This window comes from Massilia sp. ZL223 (assembly GCF_018119395.1).
In the GTDB taxonomy this organism is placed as follows: Bacteria; Pseudomonadota; Gammaproteobacteria; order Burkholderiales; family Burkholderiaceae_D; genus Telluria.
Window position 1 is genome coordinate 53845 of record NZ_JAGPWD010000016.1, and the last position, 17846, is coordinate 71690.

12 protein-coding genes are annotated in these 17846 nt (G+C 67.7%); 5 read left to right on the top strand and 7 right to left on the bottom strand.

Going from position 1 to position 17846, the window contains the following annotated elements; all coding sequences use genetic code 11:
* Positions 1 to 76 precede the first annotated feature (76 nt).
* Positions 77 to 595 carry a hypothetical protein gene (locus KBW95_RS12050; RefSeq protein WP_211528350.1) on the bottom strand — a complete coding sequence of 173 codons (519 nt, stop codon included), beginning with the start codon at positions 593 to 595 and terminating at the stop codon, positions 77 to 79.
* Positions 596 to 707: 112 nt separating this feature from the next.
* Between KBW95_RS12050 and KBW95_RS12055 the strand changes: the two genes are divergently transcribed.
* The gene (locus KBW95_RS12055) at positions 708 to 875 is read left to right on the top strand and encodes a hypothetical protein (protein WP_211524898.1); all 168 of its coding nucleotides are present in this window, start codon (positions 708 to 710) and stop codon (positions 873 to 875) included.
* Here KBW95_RS12055 and KBW95_RS12060 read toward each other — a convergent pair.
* Complete coding sequence (locus KBW95_RS12060; RefSeq protein WP_211528351.1) at positions 872 to 5323, bottom strand: translocation/assembly module TamB domain-containing protein; 4452 nt, start codon at positions 5321 to 5323, stop codon at positions 872 to 874. The two genes, KBW95_RS12055 and KBW95_RS12060, sit on opposite strands and share 4 nt — an antisense overlap.
* On the bottom strand, positions 5323 to 7161 hold the full coding sequence (locus KBW95_RS12065) for an autotransporter assembly complex family protein (protein WP_211524900.1): 1839 nt from the start codon (positions 7159 to 7161) through the stop codon (positions 5323 to 5325). Before KBW95_RS12065 ends, KBW95_RS12060 begins: the two co-directional genes overlap by 1 nt.
* Positions 7162 to 7323: 162 nt before the next feature.
* Here KBW95_RS12065 and queC point away from each other — a divergent pair, with 162 nt between their 5' ends.
* The gene (gene queC, locus KBW95_RS12070; RefSeq protein ID WP_211524901.1) at positions 7324 to 8034 is read left to right on the top strand and encodes a 7-cyano-7-deazaguanine synthase QueC; all 711 of its coding nucleotides are present in this window, start codon (positions 7324 to 7326) and stop codon (positions 8032 to 8034) included.
* A 14-nt stretch (positions 8035 to 8048) separates the two neighbouring features.
* A complete protein-coding gene (locus tag KBW95_RS12075) occupies positions 8049 to 8792 on the top strand; it encodes a metallophosphoesterase (RefSeq protein WP_211524902.1) in 744 nt (247 codons plus the stop codon).
* Here KBW95_RS12075 and KBW95_RS12080 read toward each other — a convergent pair.
* Complete coding sequence (locus KBW95_RS12080; protein WP_211524903.1) at positions 8789 to 11449, bottom strand: EAL domain-containing protein; 2661 nt, start codon at positions 11447 to 11449, stop codon at positions 8789 to 8791. The genes KBW95_RS12075 and KBW95_RS12080 overlap by 4 nt on opposite strands.
* Before the next feature lie 167 nt (positions 11450 to 11616).
* On the bottom strand, positions 11617 to 11988 hold the full coding sequence (locus tag KBW95_RS12085; protein WP_211524904.1) for a hypothetical protein: 372 nt from the start codon (positions 11986 to 11988) through the stop codon (positions 11617 to 11619).
* Positions 11989 to 12564: 576 nt separating this feature from the next.
* On the opposite strand from KBW95_RS12085, the gene KBW95_RS12090 reads away from it, so the two are divergent.
* Positions 12565 to 13065 carry a hypothetical protein gene (locus tag KBW95_RS12090; protein ID WP_211524905.1) on the top strand — a complete coding sequence of 167 codons (501 nt, stop codon included), beginning with the start codon at positions 12565 to 12567 and terminating at the stop codon, positions 13063 to 13065.
* A 108-nt stretch (positions 13066 to 13173) separates the two neighbouring features.
* A complete protein-coding gene (locus KBW95_RS12095; protein ID WP_211524906.1) occupies positions 13174 to 15105 on the top strand; it encodes a GAF domain-containing sensor histidine kinase in 1932 nt (643 codons plus the stop codon).
* Positions 15106 to 15270: 165 nt separating this feature from the next.
* Here KBW95_RS12095 and KBW95_RS12100 read toward each other — a convergent pair whose 3' ends face one another.
* The gene (locus tag KBW95_RS12100; protein WP_211524907.1) at positions 15271 to 16782 is read right to left on the bottom strand and encodes a DUF3369 domain-containing protein; all 1512 of its coding nucleotides are present in this window, start codon (positions 16780 to 16782) and stop codon (positions 15271 to 15273) included.
* Positions 16783 to 16998: 216 nt separating this feature from the next.
* A complete protein-coding gene (locus tag KBW95_RS12105) occupies positions 16999 to 17760 on the bottom strand; it encodes a DNA-formamidopyrimidine glycosylase family protein (RefSeq protein WP_229429704.1) in 762 nt (253 codons plus the stop codon).
* Positions 17761 to 17846: the final 86 nt, after the last annotated feature.

Sequence of the window (17846 nt, forward strand, 5' to 3'; positions counted from 1 at the left end):
TTTTTTTTTATGCGTGGTGTGCTGAGGAACTTGGGTCCCCGCCAAGGGGGCCCAAGTTTGCAAGAGCGGTGTTAACTCACACCATATCGATCTCTTTACGCATCCTGCGCCGCCAGCGCAGCAATCCCGCCGAATAGCACCCGAAATACCCCGCCGTCAGCCCCACGCACAGCATGGTCAGCGGCGAATCCGTCAGCCTCTCCGGCGTCACGCCCTTGCCCTGGTTCGAATAGATCTCGACACCAATATAGAGAATCCGCGCCACGAAGATCATGGCCATCACGATCCCCAGCCGCGCATTCGGCGTGAAGTAATACCCCTGCGGCGTATCCTCGAAGCGCGACAGCTTCAGCCCCCACACGCCATACCCGATCCCGCCCGCAGCCCCTACCAGCAGCGCCGCCAGGTTGTAGGGGTTGTCCAGCAGCTGGGCCGCCGGCACCAGGATCATCGCCCCGAACACCAGGATGCCGGTGTAATGGCGCGACACGATCGAGCGCTGGCGCGCCATGCGGTCCTTGATGCGGCGGTAGATGCGCCAGACGAGCAGGGGCGTCAGGACGAGCAGGGCCAGGGTGGTGATCGTGAGTTCCATGGTGCTTCAGAAGAGGTACGTTGATGAGGAATCCGGCATTGTAAGGCAAGCGCCGGGCCGGGGCCCATCATGGTAAGGTGATCTTCCCGCTAGATTCGAGGAGATCCCGGCCATGTACACAGTTGTTCCCGTGCAAGCCCACCGCGCACCCGACCCGGTGCCGATCGAAGAACCGGCGCCCGAACCCTTCGACGCGCCGCATCCGCACCACCAGCCCGGCCACCATACCCCGCAAAACGAAGAGCCGATACCCGATCACAAACCAAGCATCCTGCATTAGTCAAAGGCCCAGGAATACAGGATGTCCAGGGCGGTATTGGTGCCGGTCTGGAACTGCAGGGTAATGCGCGGATTGAGCTTGTAGCGCAGGCGCACCAGGCTCGTGGCCGTGGTCGCGCCCTGCTCGAAGCTCAGGTAGGCGCGCGAGGAAATGCGTTTGCCCACCGTCACCACCGTTCCTTCCAGGCCATTCGCTTGGCCATTGGCCTGCTTCAGGCCCAGCTCGTCCACGTTGAGCGAATTCTTCAGCTTCGAGGTAATCCCGCCGCTGCCGCCCTTGCCGCCGAGCAGGGCGCCGGCCGCGGCGGCCAGCACGTCCTTCTCGTTGCCGCTGGTGCCTTCCATGCCGTGGCCCAGCACCAGCCAGGACAGCTTTTCGCTGTCCGGCACGTTCGGCGTCGACACCAGCCGCGCCTGCGGCGCCTGGGCGGTGCCGCGCACCTGCACGCCGGCTTCCACATTGGTCTCGGACAGCTGCTCGCCCTCGGGGCGCTTGCGCACCGCCAGGATGTCGAGCGCCGGGTTGTCGTAGGCGCCGCTGAAGGTGATCACGGCGCGCTCGATCGCCAGGCGCTGGCCGTAGGCGGCATAGGTGCCGTCCACGGCGCGGATGGTGCCGTTCACGCGAGGCGGGCGCGCGCCGGTCTTGCGCACCCGCGCATTGCCGGCGAGGGTGGCGTCGATGCCCATGCCGCGCAGGCGGAACTCGTCGCCCAGGTCGACCCGCAGGTCGACCGCGAGCGGCATCTCCTTTTCTTCGTTGGACGGCACGATCCTGGTGCCGCGGCCCAGCACGATCACGTCGTCGGACATGGTCGGGCGGCCTTGCGGCGCCAGTTCGATCAGGGCGCGGTCGGCCTTGAAGCGTCCTTCGAGTTCGAAGCGGCTGGCGTCGCGCACCAGCGAGGCCTGGCCGCTCACCACCACCGTACGGTCGGGGCGCGACAGGGCTTCCAGCTTGTCCGCCGTCAGGCGCAGGTCGGCGGCCGCCAGGCCGCTCGAGAAGCGCAGGAAGCCTTCGGCCGAGGCACTGCCTTGGCGGCCCTGGAAGGCCAGGCGCTGCAGCTCCAGGCGGTCGCCCGCGAGCTGGGCGCGCAGCTGGCCGTTCTGCAGGCGTACGCCTTGCTCGGCCCAGCGCACCGCCAGGTTGTCGCCGCTGACATTGCCGTTCAGGCTGGGCGTGCCGATGGTGCCGCCGCCCGTCAGGGCCAGGCGCAGCGCGCCGTCCAGTTCCAGTCCCGGCTGCCCCGCCAGCGGCGCCAGCCAGGCGATCGAGGCCATGTCGGCATTGGCCGACATGCGCAGCGGGCTGTCGCGGTCCAGGCGGCCGCGCAGCAGCTGCGCGTTGGCTTCGACATTGGCCTTGCCGGTGCGGGCGCCATCCAGGTCGAGACGCACGCGCAGCTTGCTGCCGACCACGTTGGCGCTGGCCTCGAACTGGCGCAGGCCGAGCGGTACCGGCGTGTCGCCACCCACGATGGCGTCGCCGCGTTCGCGGAACACGCGCACATTGCCGTTCAGCGCGGGCGCGCCGCCGGCCACGGCCGGAGCGCGCAGGTCGAGCGCCCATTGGGCGCCCAGGGTCAGGTCGCCGCGTGCGTTCTCGCGCAGCGCCGGCGAGAACTGGGCCAGCCAGGTGAGCGGCACGTTGTCGGCGTGGCCGCGGCTGGTCCAGCGCGGGCCGTTCTTGGTAAGAAGGTCGACCGTGACGCTGCCGGATGGCAGCTTGATCACGGCGCCATTGAAGGCGATGCGTTCCGGCTTGGCCAGGCCCATGATGCCGGAGCCGGGCGCGCCGCCGATGCGCAGGGGCACCGGCGCAGTCAGGTTCATGGCGTAGCGGCCGCGGTTCTGCAGGGCCGCCAGGGTGCCGTTCCAGGTGTCGCCGGCCAGGGCGCCGCGCACCTCGGTGTTGGCGTCGAAGGTTTCGCCGCGCGCCGCCAGGCGAACGGTATGGGCGCCACGCGTGCCTTCGGATTGCAGGCTCAATGCCGCGACGCGGGTTTCACCGCTCGCATAGTCCAGGACTTGCACGTCGGTGACGAAAGGATCGCGTGCGCCGCGGCCCGAACCCAGGTTGGCGCTGGCGCGCAGCGAGCGCACCGTGTGCTTGCCGAGCAGCTTGAGGTTCTCGCCGTTCAGGCTGGCGTTCAGCGAAGGCGTCTCCATGGTGCCGGAGACCGTGCCCGCGCCGCGCAGCGCGCCGCCGTAGTCGGGGCCGAGGGCGGCCAGCTGGGGCGCGTCGACACGCCAGTCGAGGCGGTCGCTCCCTGCGCCGAAGCTGCCCTTCGCCGCCACGATATTAGGACCGACATGCAGCTCGACGTCGGCGTTCGATACGTGGCGCCGGTCGGCGGCCAGCTTCGCATGGCCCCAGAAGGGCGACTTGGCCAGGGTCGAGTCCTGCACGCGCAGGTCGAGCGCGCCGCGCCAGTCCTTGCCGGCGCGGCCGCTGGCGTCGAATACGGCGTTGATGTCGCCCGCCAGCGGCGAGCCGAAGGCGGCCGGGTTGAAGCGCTGGGCCGTGCCGCTGGCCTTGACTTCGACCGCCTTGGCGCCTTCCGGCCCGGCCAGCCAGGCCTCGCCGGTGGCGCGCAGGCTGCCCGCATTGTTCTGGCGCTGCTTCGCCACCCAGCCCAGGCCCTGGGCATTCACTTCGAAAGTGGTACGCGGCGCCGCCATGGTGCCGGTGGCGACGCCGCTGGCCGTCACCGCGCCATACAGGTCGCTGCGCACGGCGGCCAGTTCGCGGCCGTCGACGCGCCATTGCAGGCGGTCGCCCTTGCCGCCGAAGGCGCCGTTCAGGGCGACCGTGTTCCGGCCCAGGGCCAGGTCGGCGTCGATGCCGCTGATGCGTTTGGCGTCCGCGTGCAGCTTGCCGCTGCCGGCGAGCGGCTGGCCGAACAGGCGGCTGCGGCGCACGGCGAAGTCGGCGTCCACGCGCCAGGCGGGCGCCAGGGCGCCGGCCGCGTTGACGCTGGCGTTGATGTCCGCTTCCGGATAGTCGCCCAGCGCGGACGGATCGAAGCGGCTGGCGTTCAGCACGCCCTTGAAAGCCTTGTTGCCGGTCAGGTCCAGGTTGCCGCTGGCATCGATGCTGCCGGCGCCGGCCGCCAGGCGCGCCTCGCGCAGGGTCAGCACATTGTTCTCCAGGGTCGCCAGGGCCGCCAGGCGCATGCCCTTGTCGGCCAGGTTGGCTTGCAGGGTCTGGCGCGTCGCCTCGTTGGTCACCTGGATGCCGCCGCGGATCGCGGTCGGCTTCATGCTGCCGTGGATGCCCTTCAGGTCGAAGCGGTCGGTATGCAGGGTGAAGCGGGCCGTGCCCAGGCCTTTCTCGTCCTTCCCGCGCTGCACGCCGCCCACGCCGGTGAAGCGGCCGGCGGCGCCGAAGTCCATCAGCACGTCGGATACTTGCAGCGCATCCAGGCTGCCGCCCAGCTGCCCGCGCATGGCGCGCAGCGGCAGGCGTTGCTGGTCGATGGTGCCGGCCGGGCCGTCATTGGTGAGATTCACGCTGCCGCCGATTGTATATTGTCCATTGCGCTTGTCGTCCAGCCGGCCATTGACGGCCAGGGTCAGGTCGGCGGTCGGCAGGGCCGGGTTGAAGAAACCCGGATCGATGTTGCGGGCGTTGATGCGCACGGCGCGCAAGGGGATGGGTGCGAAGGGCGAAAGCTCCAGGCGGCCGTCGCCGACGGCGCGCCCGGCCTGGCCGCTGGCGTCCACCAGCGTCGTATTCAGGTCGCCGCCGACCTTCAGCTTGAGCTGGGCGGCGCGCGCCCCCGCTTGCGCTTCCGACTGCGTCAGGCTGGCGGCGCCATCGAGCTTGAACGGACGCTGCGAGCCGATGCTGGCATTGGCCGCCACCAGGCCCCAGGGCGTGGAAGCGCTGGCGTCGCGCAGCACCCAGCTCTGCTTGTCGCCCTTGAGCTTGAGGCGGATGTTGTCGATGCGGGTCTCGGCGCCCTGGTTCACGAAGGTCGCCTGGGCCAGGCGCGCGTCGTTGACGGCGATCGGGAAGGGCGGGGCGAGCGAAGCCGGCATCGTCGTGGGCTCGTCGCTTTCCTTCAAGGTCTCCATGCGCAGGCTGGCGGCGTGCAGGCTGTCGACCAGCACGCCGCTGGAGACGATCTGGCGCGGCGACCATTGCAGGTCGATCTTGTTGGCGATTACCAGCTGCTCGTCGGTGCGCCACACCATGCGCTCGATGTGCATGGCGCCGTACAGCGAGCCGGACACGCCGCTCAGGGTCAGCTTGCCGCCGCTGGCCTTGGCCACGCGCTGGGCGATCATCTGCAGGGTGGTCTCGCGTCCGAGATACCACAGCGTGCCGCCGACCAGCACGCCGGTGACGGCGACGCCGATCGCCACGCGGCGCGGCCACTTGCGCTTGCGCGGCGCGGGAGCATGCGCCTGGGCCTGGTCAGGAGGAGTGTCCTTGGTATCCATCAGAACGTGAACCCGAGTGAGAAGTGCAGGCGCGCCTTGCGCAATGCGTGGCCATAGGCCAGGTCGACGTTGATCGGGCCGACCGGGCTGCGCCAGCGCGCGCCGACGCCGTAGCCCGACTTGGGCTTGAGGTCGCCGACCTTGTCGGCGGCGTTGCCGGCGTCGTAGAACACGGCCACGCCCCAGGGCGGGCGGAACCAGTACTGGTATTCGGCGCTGGCCGTGGCCAGGTATTTGCCGCCGACGATGGCGCCGTTCTCGCGCACGCCCAGCTCGCGGTAGCCGTAGCCGCGCACCGACTGGTCGCCGCCGGCGCGGAACAGGAAGACCGAGGGCACGCCCAGCTTTTCCTTGGCCGCCACCGCGCCGAACTCGCCGCGCAGCACCAGGGTGCCGCTTTCGCCCATGGGCTTGAACGCCTGGCCGCGCAGGTAGAGGCGCAGGAATTTTTCGTCGGTCAGGATCGGCAGCGCCGCGCCGCCCAGCTGGCCGCTGATCACATAGCCGTTGGTCGGCTGGATCAGGCTGTCGAGCTTGCGCTTGGTGATGGTGTAGGTGAGCGGTATGCTGCGCGTGCGGGTCTTGGGCTGTGGCGGCACCTGGCGTTCCTCGAACAGGGCTTCCAGGACCAGGCTGCGCTCCAGCAGCGGCGAGCCCCAGCTGCGGCGCGCCGCCACGGTGGCCGTGGTGGTGATCTCGCCGCGCACGTCGTTGCGCTCGATGCCGGCGCCGACACTGTCGTTGTAGCCCTTCGGCTTGGTGGGCCAGAAGAAGTCGACCCGCGCCGTCTGGCGCTTCTGCTCGTACAGCAGGTCGCTCTTCATGCGCTTGCCCAGCACGTTCAGGTCGTCGTAGCTGAGCTGGGCGCGGGCGCCGGTGTCGGTCGAGAAGCCGACGCCGACCTCGACGTTCTTGCGCTTGTTCTCGGTCACGCGCACCAGCACCGGCAGCACCGTGGGGCCGACCGGGGTCTGGGGGCTGGAGGCGCCGTCCTCGTCGCCGTCCTTGAGGTCTTCCAGCTCGGCGTTGAGCACGGCGCGCATGTCGGCGCTCACCTCGACGCTGCTGAAGTAGCCGGTGTCCTGCAGGCGCGACTGCAAGGCCTGCAGCGCGGCTTCGCTGTATTCGTCGCCCGGCTTGATCTGGTTCAGGTTGGTGATGACGTTGCGCGGATAACGCTTCAGGCCGCGGATGCGCAGCTCGCCGAAGCGCATCTCGGGACCGCTGTCGATCACCACGCGCAGCAGGGCGCGGCGCTCGTCCGGATCGACGGTGGCGCTGGTCTCGACCAGCTGGGCGCGCGGGAAGCGGGTCTGCGCCACCGCGCGCAGCAGGTCGCGCTTGGCGCCCTCCCAGTCGCCCTGGACGAAGCGCGCGCCCACCGGCAGGCTCCAGCGCTGGCGCAGGGCGTTCGCATCGAAAGGCGCCGCGCCCTTGTCGAAGGGGACGAAGCCGCGCAGCACCAGGTCGACGTCGCCCACCAGCACCGGCTCGCCCGGATCGACGATCACGCGCGCCACCGGGCGGCCGCCGCTGGTGTCGAGCCCGGCCGAGACCTTGGGCGAGTAATAGCCTTCGGTGGCGATCAGGGTCTTGACCTGCTCGGGCGCTTCCTTGACCAGGCGCTGCAGCTGCTCCAGGTCCACGCGCGCATTCCCGCGCCAGCGCACCAGGTCCAGGTTGTCTTCCAGCAGCTCTTCGAGCTGACGCGGCGCGTCGATGCGCACCGTGTAATCGATCCCCTGCGCCGCTGCGGCCGACGCGCATAATAGAGCGCCGACGCCGAGCACTAAGCGGGGCGCCGGGCATGGGCGGATGATCGATCTTTCGGGAAACATATTCCTCCAATGTGAATGCTTCTGCAATCTTAATGGATTGGCAAAATTGATGGCGAACGCTAAACGGTGCAGTGCGCCTGCCGGAGCACACGGTACGCCCGTTTTGTGCCAGAATCCGTGGTTTTCCGCGCCCGTTCGGGCTACTTTCTCCAGAGATCGATCATGCTTTCCCAAGACACCGCACTCGTCCTGTTCAGCGGCGGCCAGGACTCCACCACCTGCCTCGCCTGGGCCCTGCAACGCTATGCCCGCGTGGAAACGATCGGCTTCGACTATGGCCAGCGCCATGCGATCGAACTGGAGGTGCGCCCCGACCTGCTCACCAAGATGCGCGCCCTGGACCCGGCATGGGATGCGCGCCTGGGCGAGGACCACATGATCGACCTGTCCTTGATCTCGAAGATCTCGGACACCGCGCTCACCAGCAATGTGGCGATCGCGATGCAGGAAAACGGCTTGCCGAACACCTTCGTCCCTGGCCGCAACCTGCTGTTCATGACGGTGGCCGCCACGGTCGCCTACCGCCGCGGCCTGAACGTTCTGGTGGGCGGCATGTGCGAGACCGATTTCTCGGGCTACCCGGACTGCCGCGACGACACCATGAAGGCGCTGCAGGTGGCCCTGAACCTGGGCATGGCCACGCGCCTGAAGGTCGAGACGCCGCTGATGTGGATCGACAAGGCCCAGACCTGGGAGCTGGCCGAGCAGGAAGGCGGCGAAGCCCTGGTCGACCTGGTCCGCTTCGATACCCACACCTGCTACCTGGGCGAGCGCGGCGCCGCGCACGACTGGGGCCACGGCTGCGGCGCCTGCCCGGCCTGCGAACTGCGCGCGCGCGGCTACGCCCAGTACAAGGCGCGCAAAGCAGCCTGACACGGGGCCGCCCGATGCGCCTGGCCATCCTCACCGACCTGCACGCCAATCGCGAGGCGGTCGAGGCCTGCCTGGCGCACGCCCAGCGCCAGCGCGCCGACCAGTATGCCTTCCTGGGCGACCTGGTGGGCTACGGGGCCAATCCCGGCTGGGTGGTCGATACCGTGATGGACTACGTCGCGCGGGGCGCGCTGGCGATCCAGGGCAACCACGACTACGCCGCCACCCACAGCGAACGCCCCGGCATGCATCCGGAAGCGCTGCACGTGCTGGAATGGACGCGCGCCCAGCTCTCTCCCGAACAGGCCGGCTTCCTGGCCGGCCTGCCGCTGATGCAGCAGCATGGCCACGCGCTGTTCGTGCACGCCAGCGCCTGGCAGCCTGAAAAATGGGAATACGTGACCGGTTCCGCCCAGGCGATGCGCAGCCTGGGCGCGACGTCCTGCCGCCTGGTGTTCTCGGGCCACGTGCACGTGCCGGCCCTGTACCGGCTGGCCGACGACGGCCGCCTCGGCACCCTGGTGCCGGAAGCCGGCAGCTGCATCGCGCTGGATCCCCGCTACCGCTATCTGGCGATCGTCGGGGCCGCGGGGCAGCCGCGCGACGCCAACAATGCCGCCTGCTACGCCATCTACGACGACAGTACGCGCGAGCTGTGCTTCTTCCGGGTGCCCTACGACCACGGCGCGGCCGCGCGCCGCGTGATCGCGGCCGGCTTGCCGCTGGTGTTCGCGATGCGGCTGATCGAAGGTATCTAGCAGTAGCGCCGGACCAGCTCCGGCACCGCATCGCGCTCCACCGGAGGGCTGAACAGGAAGCCCTGGTATTCGTCGCAGGCCATGCCGCGCAGGATCGCCAGCTGCCCGGCCGTCTCCACGCCCTCGGCCACCACCTTGAGCTTGAGGCCGCGCGCCAGGTTGACGATCGACAGGGCGATGGCCGCGCTGTCGCCGTCGCGGTCGAGGTCGCGCACGAAGGCGCGGTCCACCTTCAGGCGCGCCACCGGGAAGCGCTTCAGGTAGGCCAGGCTCGAATAGCCGGTGCCGAAGTCGTCGATCGACAGCTCCACGCCCAGGGCGCGGATCTCGTGCATCAGCACGTCCACTTCTTCCTCGCGGCTCATGAGGGCGGTCTCGGTGATCTCCAGCTCCAGGCAGCCGCCGCCGACGCCGTACTCGGCGATGCAGCGGCGGATCGTGTCCAGCAGGGTTTTCTGGTACAGCTGGCGCGGCGACAGGTTCACCGCCACCTTCACCGGGCGTCCCAGCTGCGTGGCCCAGTCGCGCATCCGGCGGCAGGTTTCCTCCAGCGCCCAGGCGCCGATCGGGATGATCAGGCCGGTGCGCTCGGCGATCGGGATGAACTGGGCCGGCGACACCTCGCCCAGTTCGGCGCTGTTCCAGCGCATCAGGGCCTCGAAGCCGACGATCCGTTCGCCGTCGATGGTGACCTTGGGCTGAAACACCAGGCGCAGTTCGCGCCGCTCCAGCGCGCGCCGCAAATGCGCTTCCACGGTCAGGCGCTGGTCCAGGCTGCTGTGCATGCTGGCCGAGAAGAAGTGCACCGCCTCGCCGACCTCCACGCCATGGCCGCTGCAGGCGTTCTGGGCGGCGCGGTACAGTTCGTCGGCGCTGTGGCCGTCCTGGGGGAACATGGCCACGCCCAGCACCGGCTCCAGGTAGAAGTCGCGTCCGTCGAGGGAGAAGGGCGCGGACAGCAGGTCGTGCACCTGCATGGCGAAGCGCTCCACCGCGCCGCGGCTGGCGGCGGCGTCGAGCAGGAAGGCGAATTCGGCGCCGCGAATCCGGGCCACTATACCCGCAACCGCGCCGGCTTCGCCGCAGGCCGCGCGCAGCTGGTCGCCGATGCGGCGCAGCGCGCGGTCGCCGGCGTCGCGTCCCAGTAGGTCGACGATCTCGTGCAGGCGCTGGAACACCAGCACCATGGCGGCCAGGCTGCGTTCGCCCGTGGCCGCGGCGGGCAGGCGCGTCTCGAGCAGGCGCCAGAACTGGCTCTGGTTCGGCAGTCCGGTGAGCACGTCGAATTCGGCCAGGTAGGCCAGGCGCGCCTCGGCCCGTTCGCGCTCGGTGATGTCGGTCAGGACCGTGACCAGCTGCGCGTCGCCCCCTTCGCCAGTGAGGCGGGCGGTGAGCTCGATCACGGTGCGCGCTTCGCCGCCGCCGTCGCGCATGGTGCTGATCGACTCGGCGCTGCTGCCTTGTTCCAGCACCGCCTGGTAGCGCCGTTCGCGCTGCGCGTCCTCGCCGAGCACGGCGCGCTCCTCCATCTCCATCAGGTCTTCCGGGCGCCGTCCGACCAGGCGCCCGAAGGCTTCATTGGCCAGCACGATGCGGCGAGCGCTGTCCAGCACCCAGATCGGGGCGCCGACCGCGTTGATCAGGGAGGCCAGGTAATCGAAGCGGCGCGCCAGCCGCGATTCGCTGGCCGACAGCAGTTCGATCAGGCGGAACTGGCGGCGGGTGTCGCTGCCCACGCGCCAGGCCAGTACCGACAGCACGGCCGACAGCAGCAGGTAGAAGGCCAGCGCCGTCCACAGGCGGCCGTACCAGGATTCGAGCGCGGCCTCGCGGTTCAGGCCCGTGATGATCACCAGCGGGAAGCCTTCCACCGTATCGTAGCCGTACAGGCGGGGGATGCCGTCGAGCGGGCTGAGCGTCTCGATGCTGCCGCGCGGCGCCTGCGGCAAATAGCTCTTGAACAGCGGCGTATCCAGGAAGGAGCGGCCTATCCCTTCCGGAAAGCTCGGGCCCCGGATCAGCATGGTGCCGTCGCGGTGGAACAGGGTGACCGAGCCGCCCGGCCCCAGGTCGATCAGGCGGTAGATCCGTTCGAAGTGGGCGGAGTCCACCTGCGCCACCACGGTGCCAATGTGGCGGCTGGCGTTGTCGAACACATGGCGCGTGAAGTTGATGACCCCGCGGCCGCTCATGCGGTCGACCGCGTGGATGGCGATTTGCGGACTCGGTCCGCCCGGCGGCGGGGCGCTGAGCGCGGGCAGGGCGCGGGCGGCGCTGTGGTCCGCGCGCGAGCTGGCCAGCAGCTTGCCGGAGGCGTCGAAAGCGGCGATGCGCAGCAGGTAGGCATGGGCCGGGCCAGCGCTTTCCTCGGCCAGCAGGGGCGCCAGCGCAGCCGGGTCGCCGCGCCGCACGGCGCTCGCGGCGCGCTGCAGCGCGCTGTCGACGGCTTGCGCGACGCCGGTGGTCTGGGCGGCGAAGATGATGGCGATGTTGCGCAGGTTGGTCTTCTGGTCGCGCAGCGTGTCCTCGTAGCTGGCGTACAGCATCGAGGCCGTGACCATGCCCAGCGCTGCGATGAGCCCGGAGGCGATGATGACCAGCCTGGCCATCGGATAGGGGCGGGTTCGTGATCGTGCTGGATGGTCCGGTGTGTGCATGCCTGTCCGCCGAGTGGTCGATCGACCGGTGTGTCGATTTTACATCGGCGCTTGCTTTGGAGGCACGCGGGATGCCTGGCGGCAGGGGGCGAAAAAAACGGCCGGGATGAACCCGGCCGTGAAGGAGGAGGTAAGCGAGGAAATCGGTGAAGCGATCAGTAAGTCGGTCAGGCGGCGACAGGCTTGGCCAGGCGCGCCTTGCGCGAGCGGCTGGCCAGGTACCAGACCAGGGCGACCGGCAGCAGCAGGGGCAGCAGCAGCGGCGAGATCAGGACCGCCAGCGAGACCGCGCCCAGGCCCAGCGCGCCCAGCAGGATCACGCCGACGCCGGCGAACACCACTGCCAGCACTACGCCGACCACCGTCATCACCAGCAGGCCGAGGAGGGTGCCGCCGCCCGCCAGCAGCATGCCGAGCAGCGCGCCGAAAGGACCGTCGAATTCTTCGCCATCGAGATGGAAGTGCATGCCGGTGTCGAACATGTCCCACAGCAGTACGGCAAACAGGGCGATCAGGATATACGGGGCATACTTTTTCATGGCGGTCCTCTTGAGGTTAGGGCATCGCAGCGGTTTCGGACAGTGCGCTTTGCATGGTTCTACTGTAGGCCCGGGCGCCGCGGCGAACCATCGGTATGCGACAAAATGCATTTTTTGCGGGGCGAGCGGCCAGCCCGCGCGACAGGCCGAGCAGGCGCCGATTTTTCCTTGTAATGCGCAGATTGTTTCCTATACTGACAGCCTGCTCTGTGACAGGGGGATCCTATGTACGCTGAGTTTCATGGAATCCGGGACCACCTGGCTGAACCGCATCCGGTGCTGGCCAACAGCGGTCCCAAAGGCCCGCCATCGGCGCCGCCTACGATACCGCCGATCATCATCAATCCCTTCAATCGGCACACACCGCCACCGGCCGTCGATCCGCGCCCGGTGCCGCCGGGCCCGCCGCTGCGCCCGCCGCGGGGGCCGGACTGGCGTTGCCCGCGCGTTGCACACTAGTTAATATTGTCCGCACGAAAAGGTAGCGAAGCGGGCTAGCGAAGCGGGCTTCTTCATGTGCCCGGTTTCCTCTATGATCTCTGCTTTGGGCTGCGGCCCGCGGAAGGAAACCGAAACATGAACGACGACATCCACGATCACCAATCCGACGACGACGCGCCGGTCCAGGAAGCCCGCCTGTGGCAGGGCAATGGCTGGACCGCGCGCGTCATCAAGAACGAAGACGACGAGGGCTGGGCCGTGGCGATGTACAAGGACGGCGAGCCGGAGCCGGCCCTGGTCGGGCCCTGGACCATGGGGCGCGACAAGAAGAACCCCAAGCCGCTCGATGTGAACGCATTCAACACCCTGATCAAGACGGCCTCGGAAGTCATCCGCCGCCACGAACAGCACCTGCACGCGATCCTGCACAAGAGCACCGTGGTCTCGACCGAACAGGGCGAGCTCAAGGTGACCTTGGACATCGTGCCGGACGACGACGATCCCTACGGCATGCTCGCGGCCACCGACGAGATGGGCGAGCAGGTGGCGAAGGTGCGCGTGCCGGCCAGCTTCAAGCTGACGCCCTCCTCGGCCGAGGCCTGGATCGAGAGCGGCTTCCGCGCCCCGCGCGCATGACTCAATAAATAAGTAAGCAATCCGCCACATCGGCCACGCCGGACCTCCTCCGGCGCGGTGCAAGCTGGTACTATTTCCCCTGGGAATCAACTATTACATGGGGAAGCAATGGAACGTCTTGACCGGCTGGAAGCGGTCCAGTCGATGCTGCTCGAGATCGGGCAACTGTCGACCAGCTGCAGCGACATCGTCGAATTCATCGCCGCGGTGCACCGCGCGCTGGGCCGCATCATGTATGCGGCCAACTTCTACGTGGCCTTGTCGGATCAGGAAGACGGTTCGGTGCGCTTCGTCTATTTCGTCGACGAAGAGGACGAGACGCCGGACGCCTTCGAGCGCATCACCCTGGCCGCGCCCGACGAGTCGCCCACCGCCTGGGTGCTGGTCAACCGCCAGCGCCTGATGATCACGGCCGACGACTTCGCGGCTGCCGAGGCCAAGGGCATCAAGTGGGGACAGGGCAGCGCCGCCGAGCACTGGATGGGTGCGCCCTTGCTGGACCAGCACCACCAGGCGCTGGGCGCCATGGTGATCCAGAGCTACACCGAGGGCATCCGCTACAGCGAGGAAGACCAGGCGCTGTTCACCCAGATCGCCAACCATGTGTCGAACGCCCTCCAGGGCCTGCAGAGCATGGACCGGCTGGAGCGCGCGGTGCAGGAGCGCACCACCGCGCTTGCCGTCGAAGTGGCCGAGCGCCGCCGCGCCGAGCAGGTGCAGCACGCGCTGTACCAGATCGCCAACCTGTCGGCCCAGGCGCTCGACACCGAAATCCTGAGCGCCAGCCTGCACCGCATCATCGGCGAGCTGATGGTGGCGGAAAATTTCCTGATCGGCCTGTATCACCCGGAGACCCAGGAAATCAGCATTCCCTATTTCGTCGACCAGAAGGACGACGAGGCGCCGCTCAAGCGCTTCCCCTTCGGCAAGGCGATGTGTTCCTATGTACTGTCGAGCAAGCAGGCCCAGCTGCACGACACCGGCAGTTTCCGCCGCCTGGTGGCGAGCGGCCTGGTCAAGGAACCGCTGGGCAATACCGACATCGCCAGCTGGATGGGCGCGCCGATGCTGGTCCACGAGCAGCCCTACGGCGTGCTGGTGGTGCAGAGCTACGACCCGTCCATCGTCTATACGAAAGCCGACCTCGACCTGCTGGCCTTCATGGCCAGCCACGTGGCGGTGGCGATCGCGCGCATGCAGGCCGACCGCGCGATCCGCAAGGCCAAGGAGCGCCTGGAAGAGCAGAACGCTGTCCTGGTCGAGGCCCAGGCCGAGCTGGTGCGCCAGGAAAAGCTGGCCTCGCTGGGCCGCCTGGTGGCGGGCGTGGCGCACGAGATCAACACGCCGCTGGGCATCTGCGTGACGGCGACCAGCCACCTGGTGCAGGAGCTCAAGCTCACGCGCGAGGAGCTGGCGGCGGGCGAGATGACCGAGGACAGCCTGAACGCCTTCCTCGACATCGTCGACCAGTCGCTGCGCATCATGACCACCAACACCCAGCGCGCGGCGGCCCTGGTGCGCAGCTTCAAGCAGGTGGCGGTGGACCAGTCCTCGGACGACATCCGCAGCTTCAACCTGAACACCTACCTGAACGAAGTGCTGCTGTCGCTGCAGCCCAAGCTCAAGGGACGGCCGGTCAAGGTCGAGCTGGACTGCCCGAAGGACCTGGTGCTGGACAGCTTCCCGGGCGCGGTGTCGCAGATCCTCACCAACATGGTGGTCAATTCGCTGGTGCACGGCTTCGAGCGCGAGCAGGCGGGAACGATTGCGATCCGCGCGGTGGTGGAGGACGACATGGTGGCCTTCGACTACGCGGACGACGGGATGGGGATGGACCAGGACACGCTGGACAAGCTGTTCGATCCCTTCTTCACCACCAAGCGCGGCGCGGGCGGCAGCGGGCTGGGGGCGCATATTTTGTACAACCTGGTGACGGGGGCGCTCGGTGGCACCGTGCGTGTGGAGAGCGCGCCGGGGAAGGGCTTGCAGTACCACCTGAAGTTCCCGCGTTCGCAGCGCAAGGAAAAGGCTGCGGCCTAAACGTCAGCCCGCTCCTTGTAAACGTCATCCCGGCGAAGGCCGGGACCCAAGTCCGTAGCGCAGCCACTTAGTCAAACGCAGTGGGTCTGCGGGCAAACTTGGGTCCCGGCCTTCGCCGGGATGACGGTTTTGAAGCTGGTGGTGAAAGGTGACGCAGGCGGTTGATTAATCCGCGTCAGGCCAGTTCTTGTTGATCGCGATCGCCTTGTCCATGTTCTTGATGAGCAGGTCGACGTAATACGGATCGAGATGATGCCCCGCCACCTCGCGCAGGTGCTCGGTGACCTTCTCGGCCGGCCAGGCGTCCTTGTAGCAGCGCTTGTGGCTCAGCGCGTCGAACACATCGGCCACGGCCACGATGCGCGCGTACGGGTGGATGTCCGCGCCCTTCAGCCCCTGCGGATAGCCGGTGCCGTCGAATTTCTCGTGGTGCTGGTGCGCGATCACCGCCGCCGCCTTCAGGATCGGACGCGAGGAGCCGTCCAGGATCTGCAGGCCGACCGTCGGGTGCTGGCGCATGATTTCCCATTCTCCCTCGGTCAGGCGGCCCGGCTTGAGCAGCACCGCGTCCGGGGTCGCGATCTTGCCGACGTCGTGCATCGGCGCGGCGTGCATCAGCACCGCCGTCTCTTCGTCCGGCATGCCCGAGGCCTGGGCCAGCAGGTGGCAGACCTGGGACATGCGGCGCACGTGGTTGCCGGCTTCGTTCGAGCGCGATTCGACCACGTCGCCCAGGCGCAGGATCAGCTCGGCCTGGGTATCGGTGATTTCCTGGTTCAGCAGGATGTTGTCGAAGGCGATCGTCACGCCCGAGCAGAATACTTCGAGCAGCTGGGCGTCGATTTCGGAGATCTCTTCCACGCCCTTGAGCACCAGCAGCGACGCCTTGCCGCTGTTGTTCGGGAAGTAGCCGACATAGGTGTCGCCGTGCAGGCGCGAGATGCGGTTGTGGCGTGCGTCGTCGAGCTGGGCCACCAGTTCCGGGCCGATCTCGTCGCCGCCCAGGTCCCCGATCTGGGCCAGCACTTCGTACTGGCTCTCGCCCGTGATCACGCTGGCGCCCTTCAGGCGCAGCAGCATGCTCTGTTCAAGGCGCAGCAGCGCCACCACCTGCTGCAGCAGGCCGTTGGCGAAGTCTTTCAGGCTGCGCTGCTTGAACAGGTGGCTCGAGGCCGCGATCACGCGCTCCAGGCCTTCGCGGTAGCTGTGCTGCACGCGGCGCGCTTCCTCGACCTTCATGATGTCGCGGTAGGCGCGCAGGGCGGCGAAGGTGGTCGTGAACAGCTTGGTGCGATCGAGCTCGGTCTTTTCCTTGTAGTCGTTGATGTCGTAGTCGACGATCACGCGCTCTTCCGGCGCCTGGCCCGGCTGGCCGGTGCGCAGCACGATGCGGGTAAACTGGTTATCCAGCTCCTGGCGCATCCAGCGCGCCACTTCCAGGCCGCTGTCCTCGCGCTCCATCACCACGTCCAGGAACACCAGGGCAATGTCCTTCTCGCGCGCCAGCACCTGCTTCGCCTCTTCCCCGCTGTAGGCATGCACGAAGGACAACGCACGGCCGTCCAGGCGGAAGCGCGACAGGGTCAGCTTGGTGATGTCATGGATATCGGGTTCATCGTCGACCAACAACACTTTCCATGGTGCCAGCTTGGGCGCGGCGGAGGACAGGAAGGACATAAACGTGTTCCGATACCGTGATGATGGAGTTAACGGGGCGCGTGCCTGGGAAAAAGATAGCCGCGAGTCAAGTTGATTGTAGTATGGCTCATGATCATTAACAACAGGCAATATTAAAAGTGTTGGCGAAAGATGTCACATCCGGCATGCATACGAAATAACGGATTCAGCCGCGGCAGGAAAATGCGCCGTCGTAGTGCGCCTTGATGGCAGATGCTAGGCGCCGTAGCGTTTCTGGCAACGCTCGCACCAGAAGCTGCGGCGCTTGGTCTGACCCAGGTTCGCCTTGTGGAAAGGGATCTTGCACCGTGGGCAGGTGCGCTGGGCATGGGCCTGCCAGTGCTGCTTGAGCACGAACTGGCGTTTCCATTCCAGGAAGTCGAAGCTGTATTGACGCGCCTCGTCGACCAGCTGGCGCAGCTTGGCCGGCGGCAGGGCGCCGATGGTGGAGAGGGGATGCAGGCGGATGCGGAACAAGACTTCGTTCTTGATGATGTTGCCCACGCCGGAAAAGATGTCCTGGTCGAGCAGGGCGTCGCAGGCCAGCAGTCCGGGCTGGGCGCGCAGCTTCTTGCGCGCCTTCTTCGGGTCCCACTGGTCGGACATCACGTCCGCGCTGAAATCGTAGGCGGCGTAGGTGTCGCGGTCGATCTCCTTGACCGAGCAGGCATAGAAGTTCAGCTCGCCGCCGTCGCCGGTCGCCAGCGACAGGCGCGCCTGCTTGTCGCGCCGCTCGTCGATGCGGTAGGTGCCGAACAGGAGGAAGTGGATGCGCAAGACCATGGCCGGCGTCTCGATCAGGAGATGCTTGCCCCAGGTGTGGATGGCCAGGATGGGCTGGCCCACCAGGCGCGCCTTGTCGATGGCCCAGGTGTTGCCCTCGGCGCGCACGATCTCCTGCCCGACGAAGCGCGCGGTTTGTTCTTTCAGCAAGTAAAGCGATGGACCTTCCGGCACGGCTGACCTCCCTTGTGCCATCGTATCCGGGCGCGGGAAAATGCCGTGTTCGGAGCCTAACATTTCGATACAAAACTCCGACGAAGACAGACAAGCACAGCCAGGTA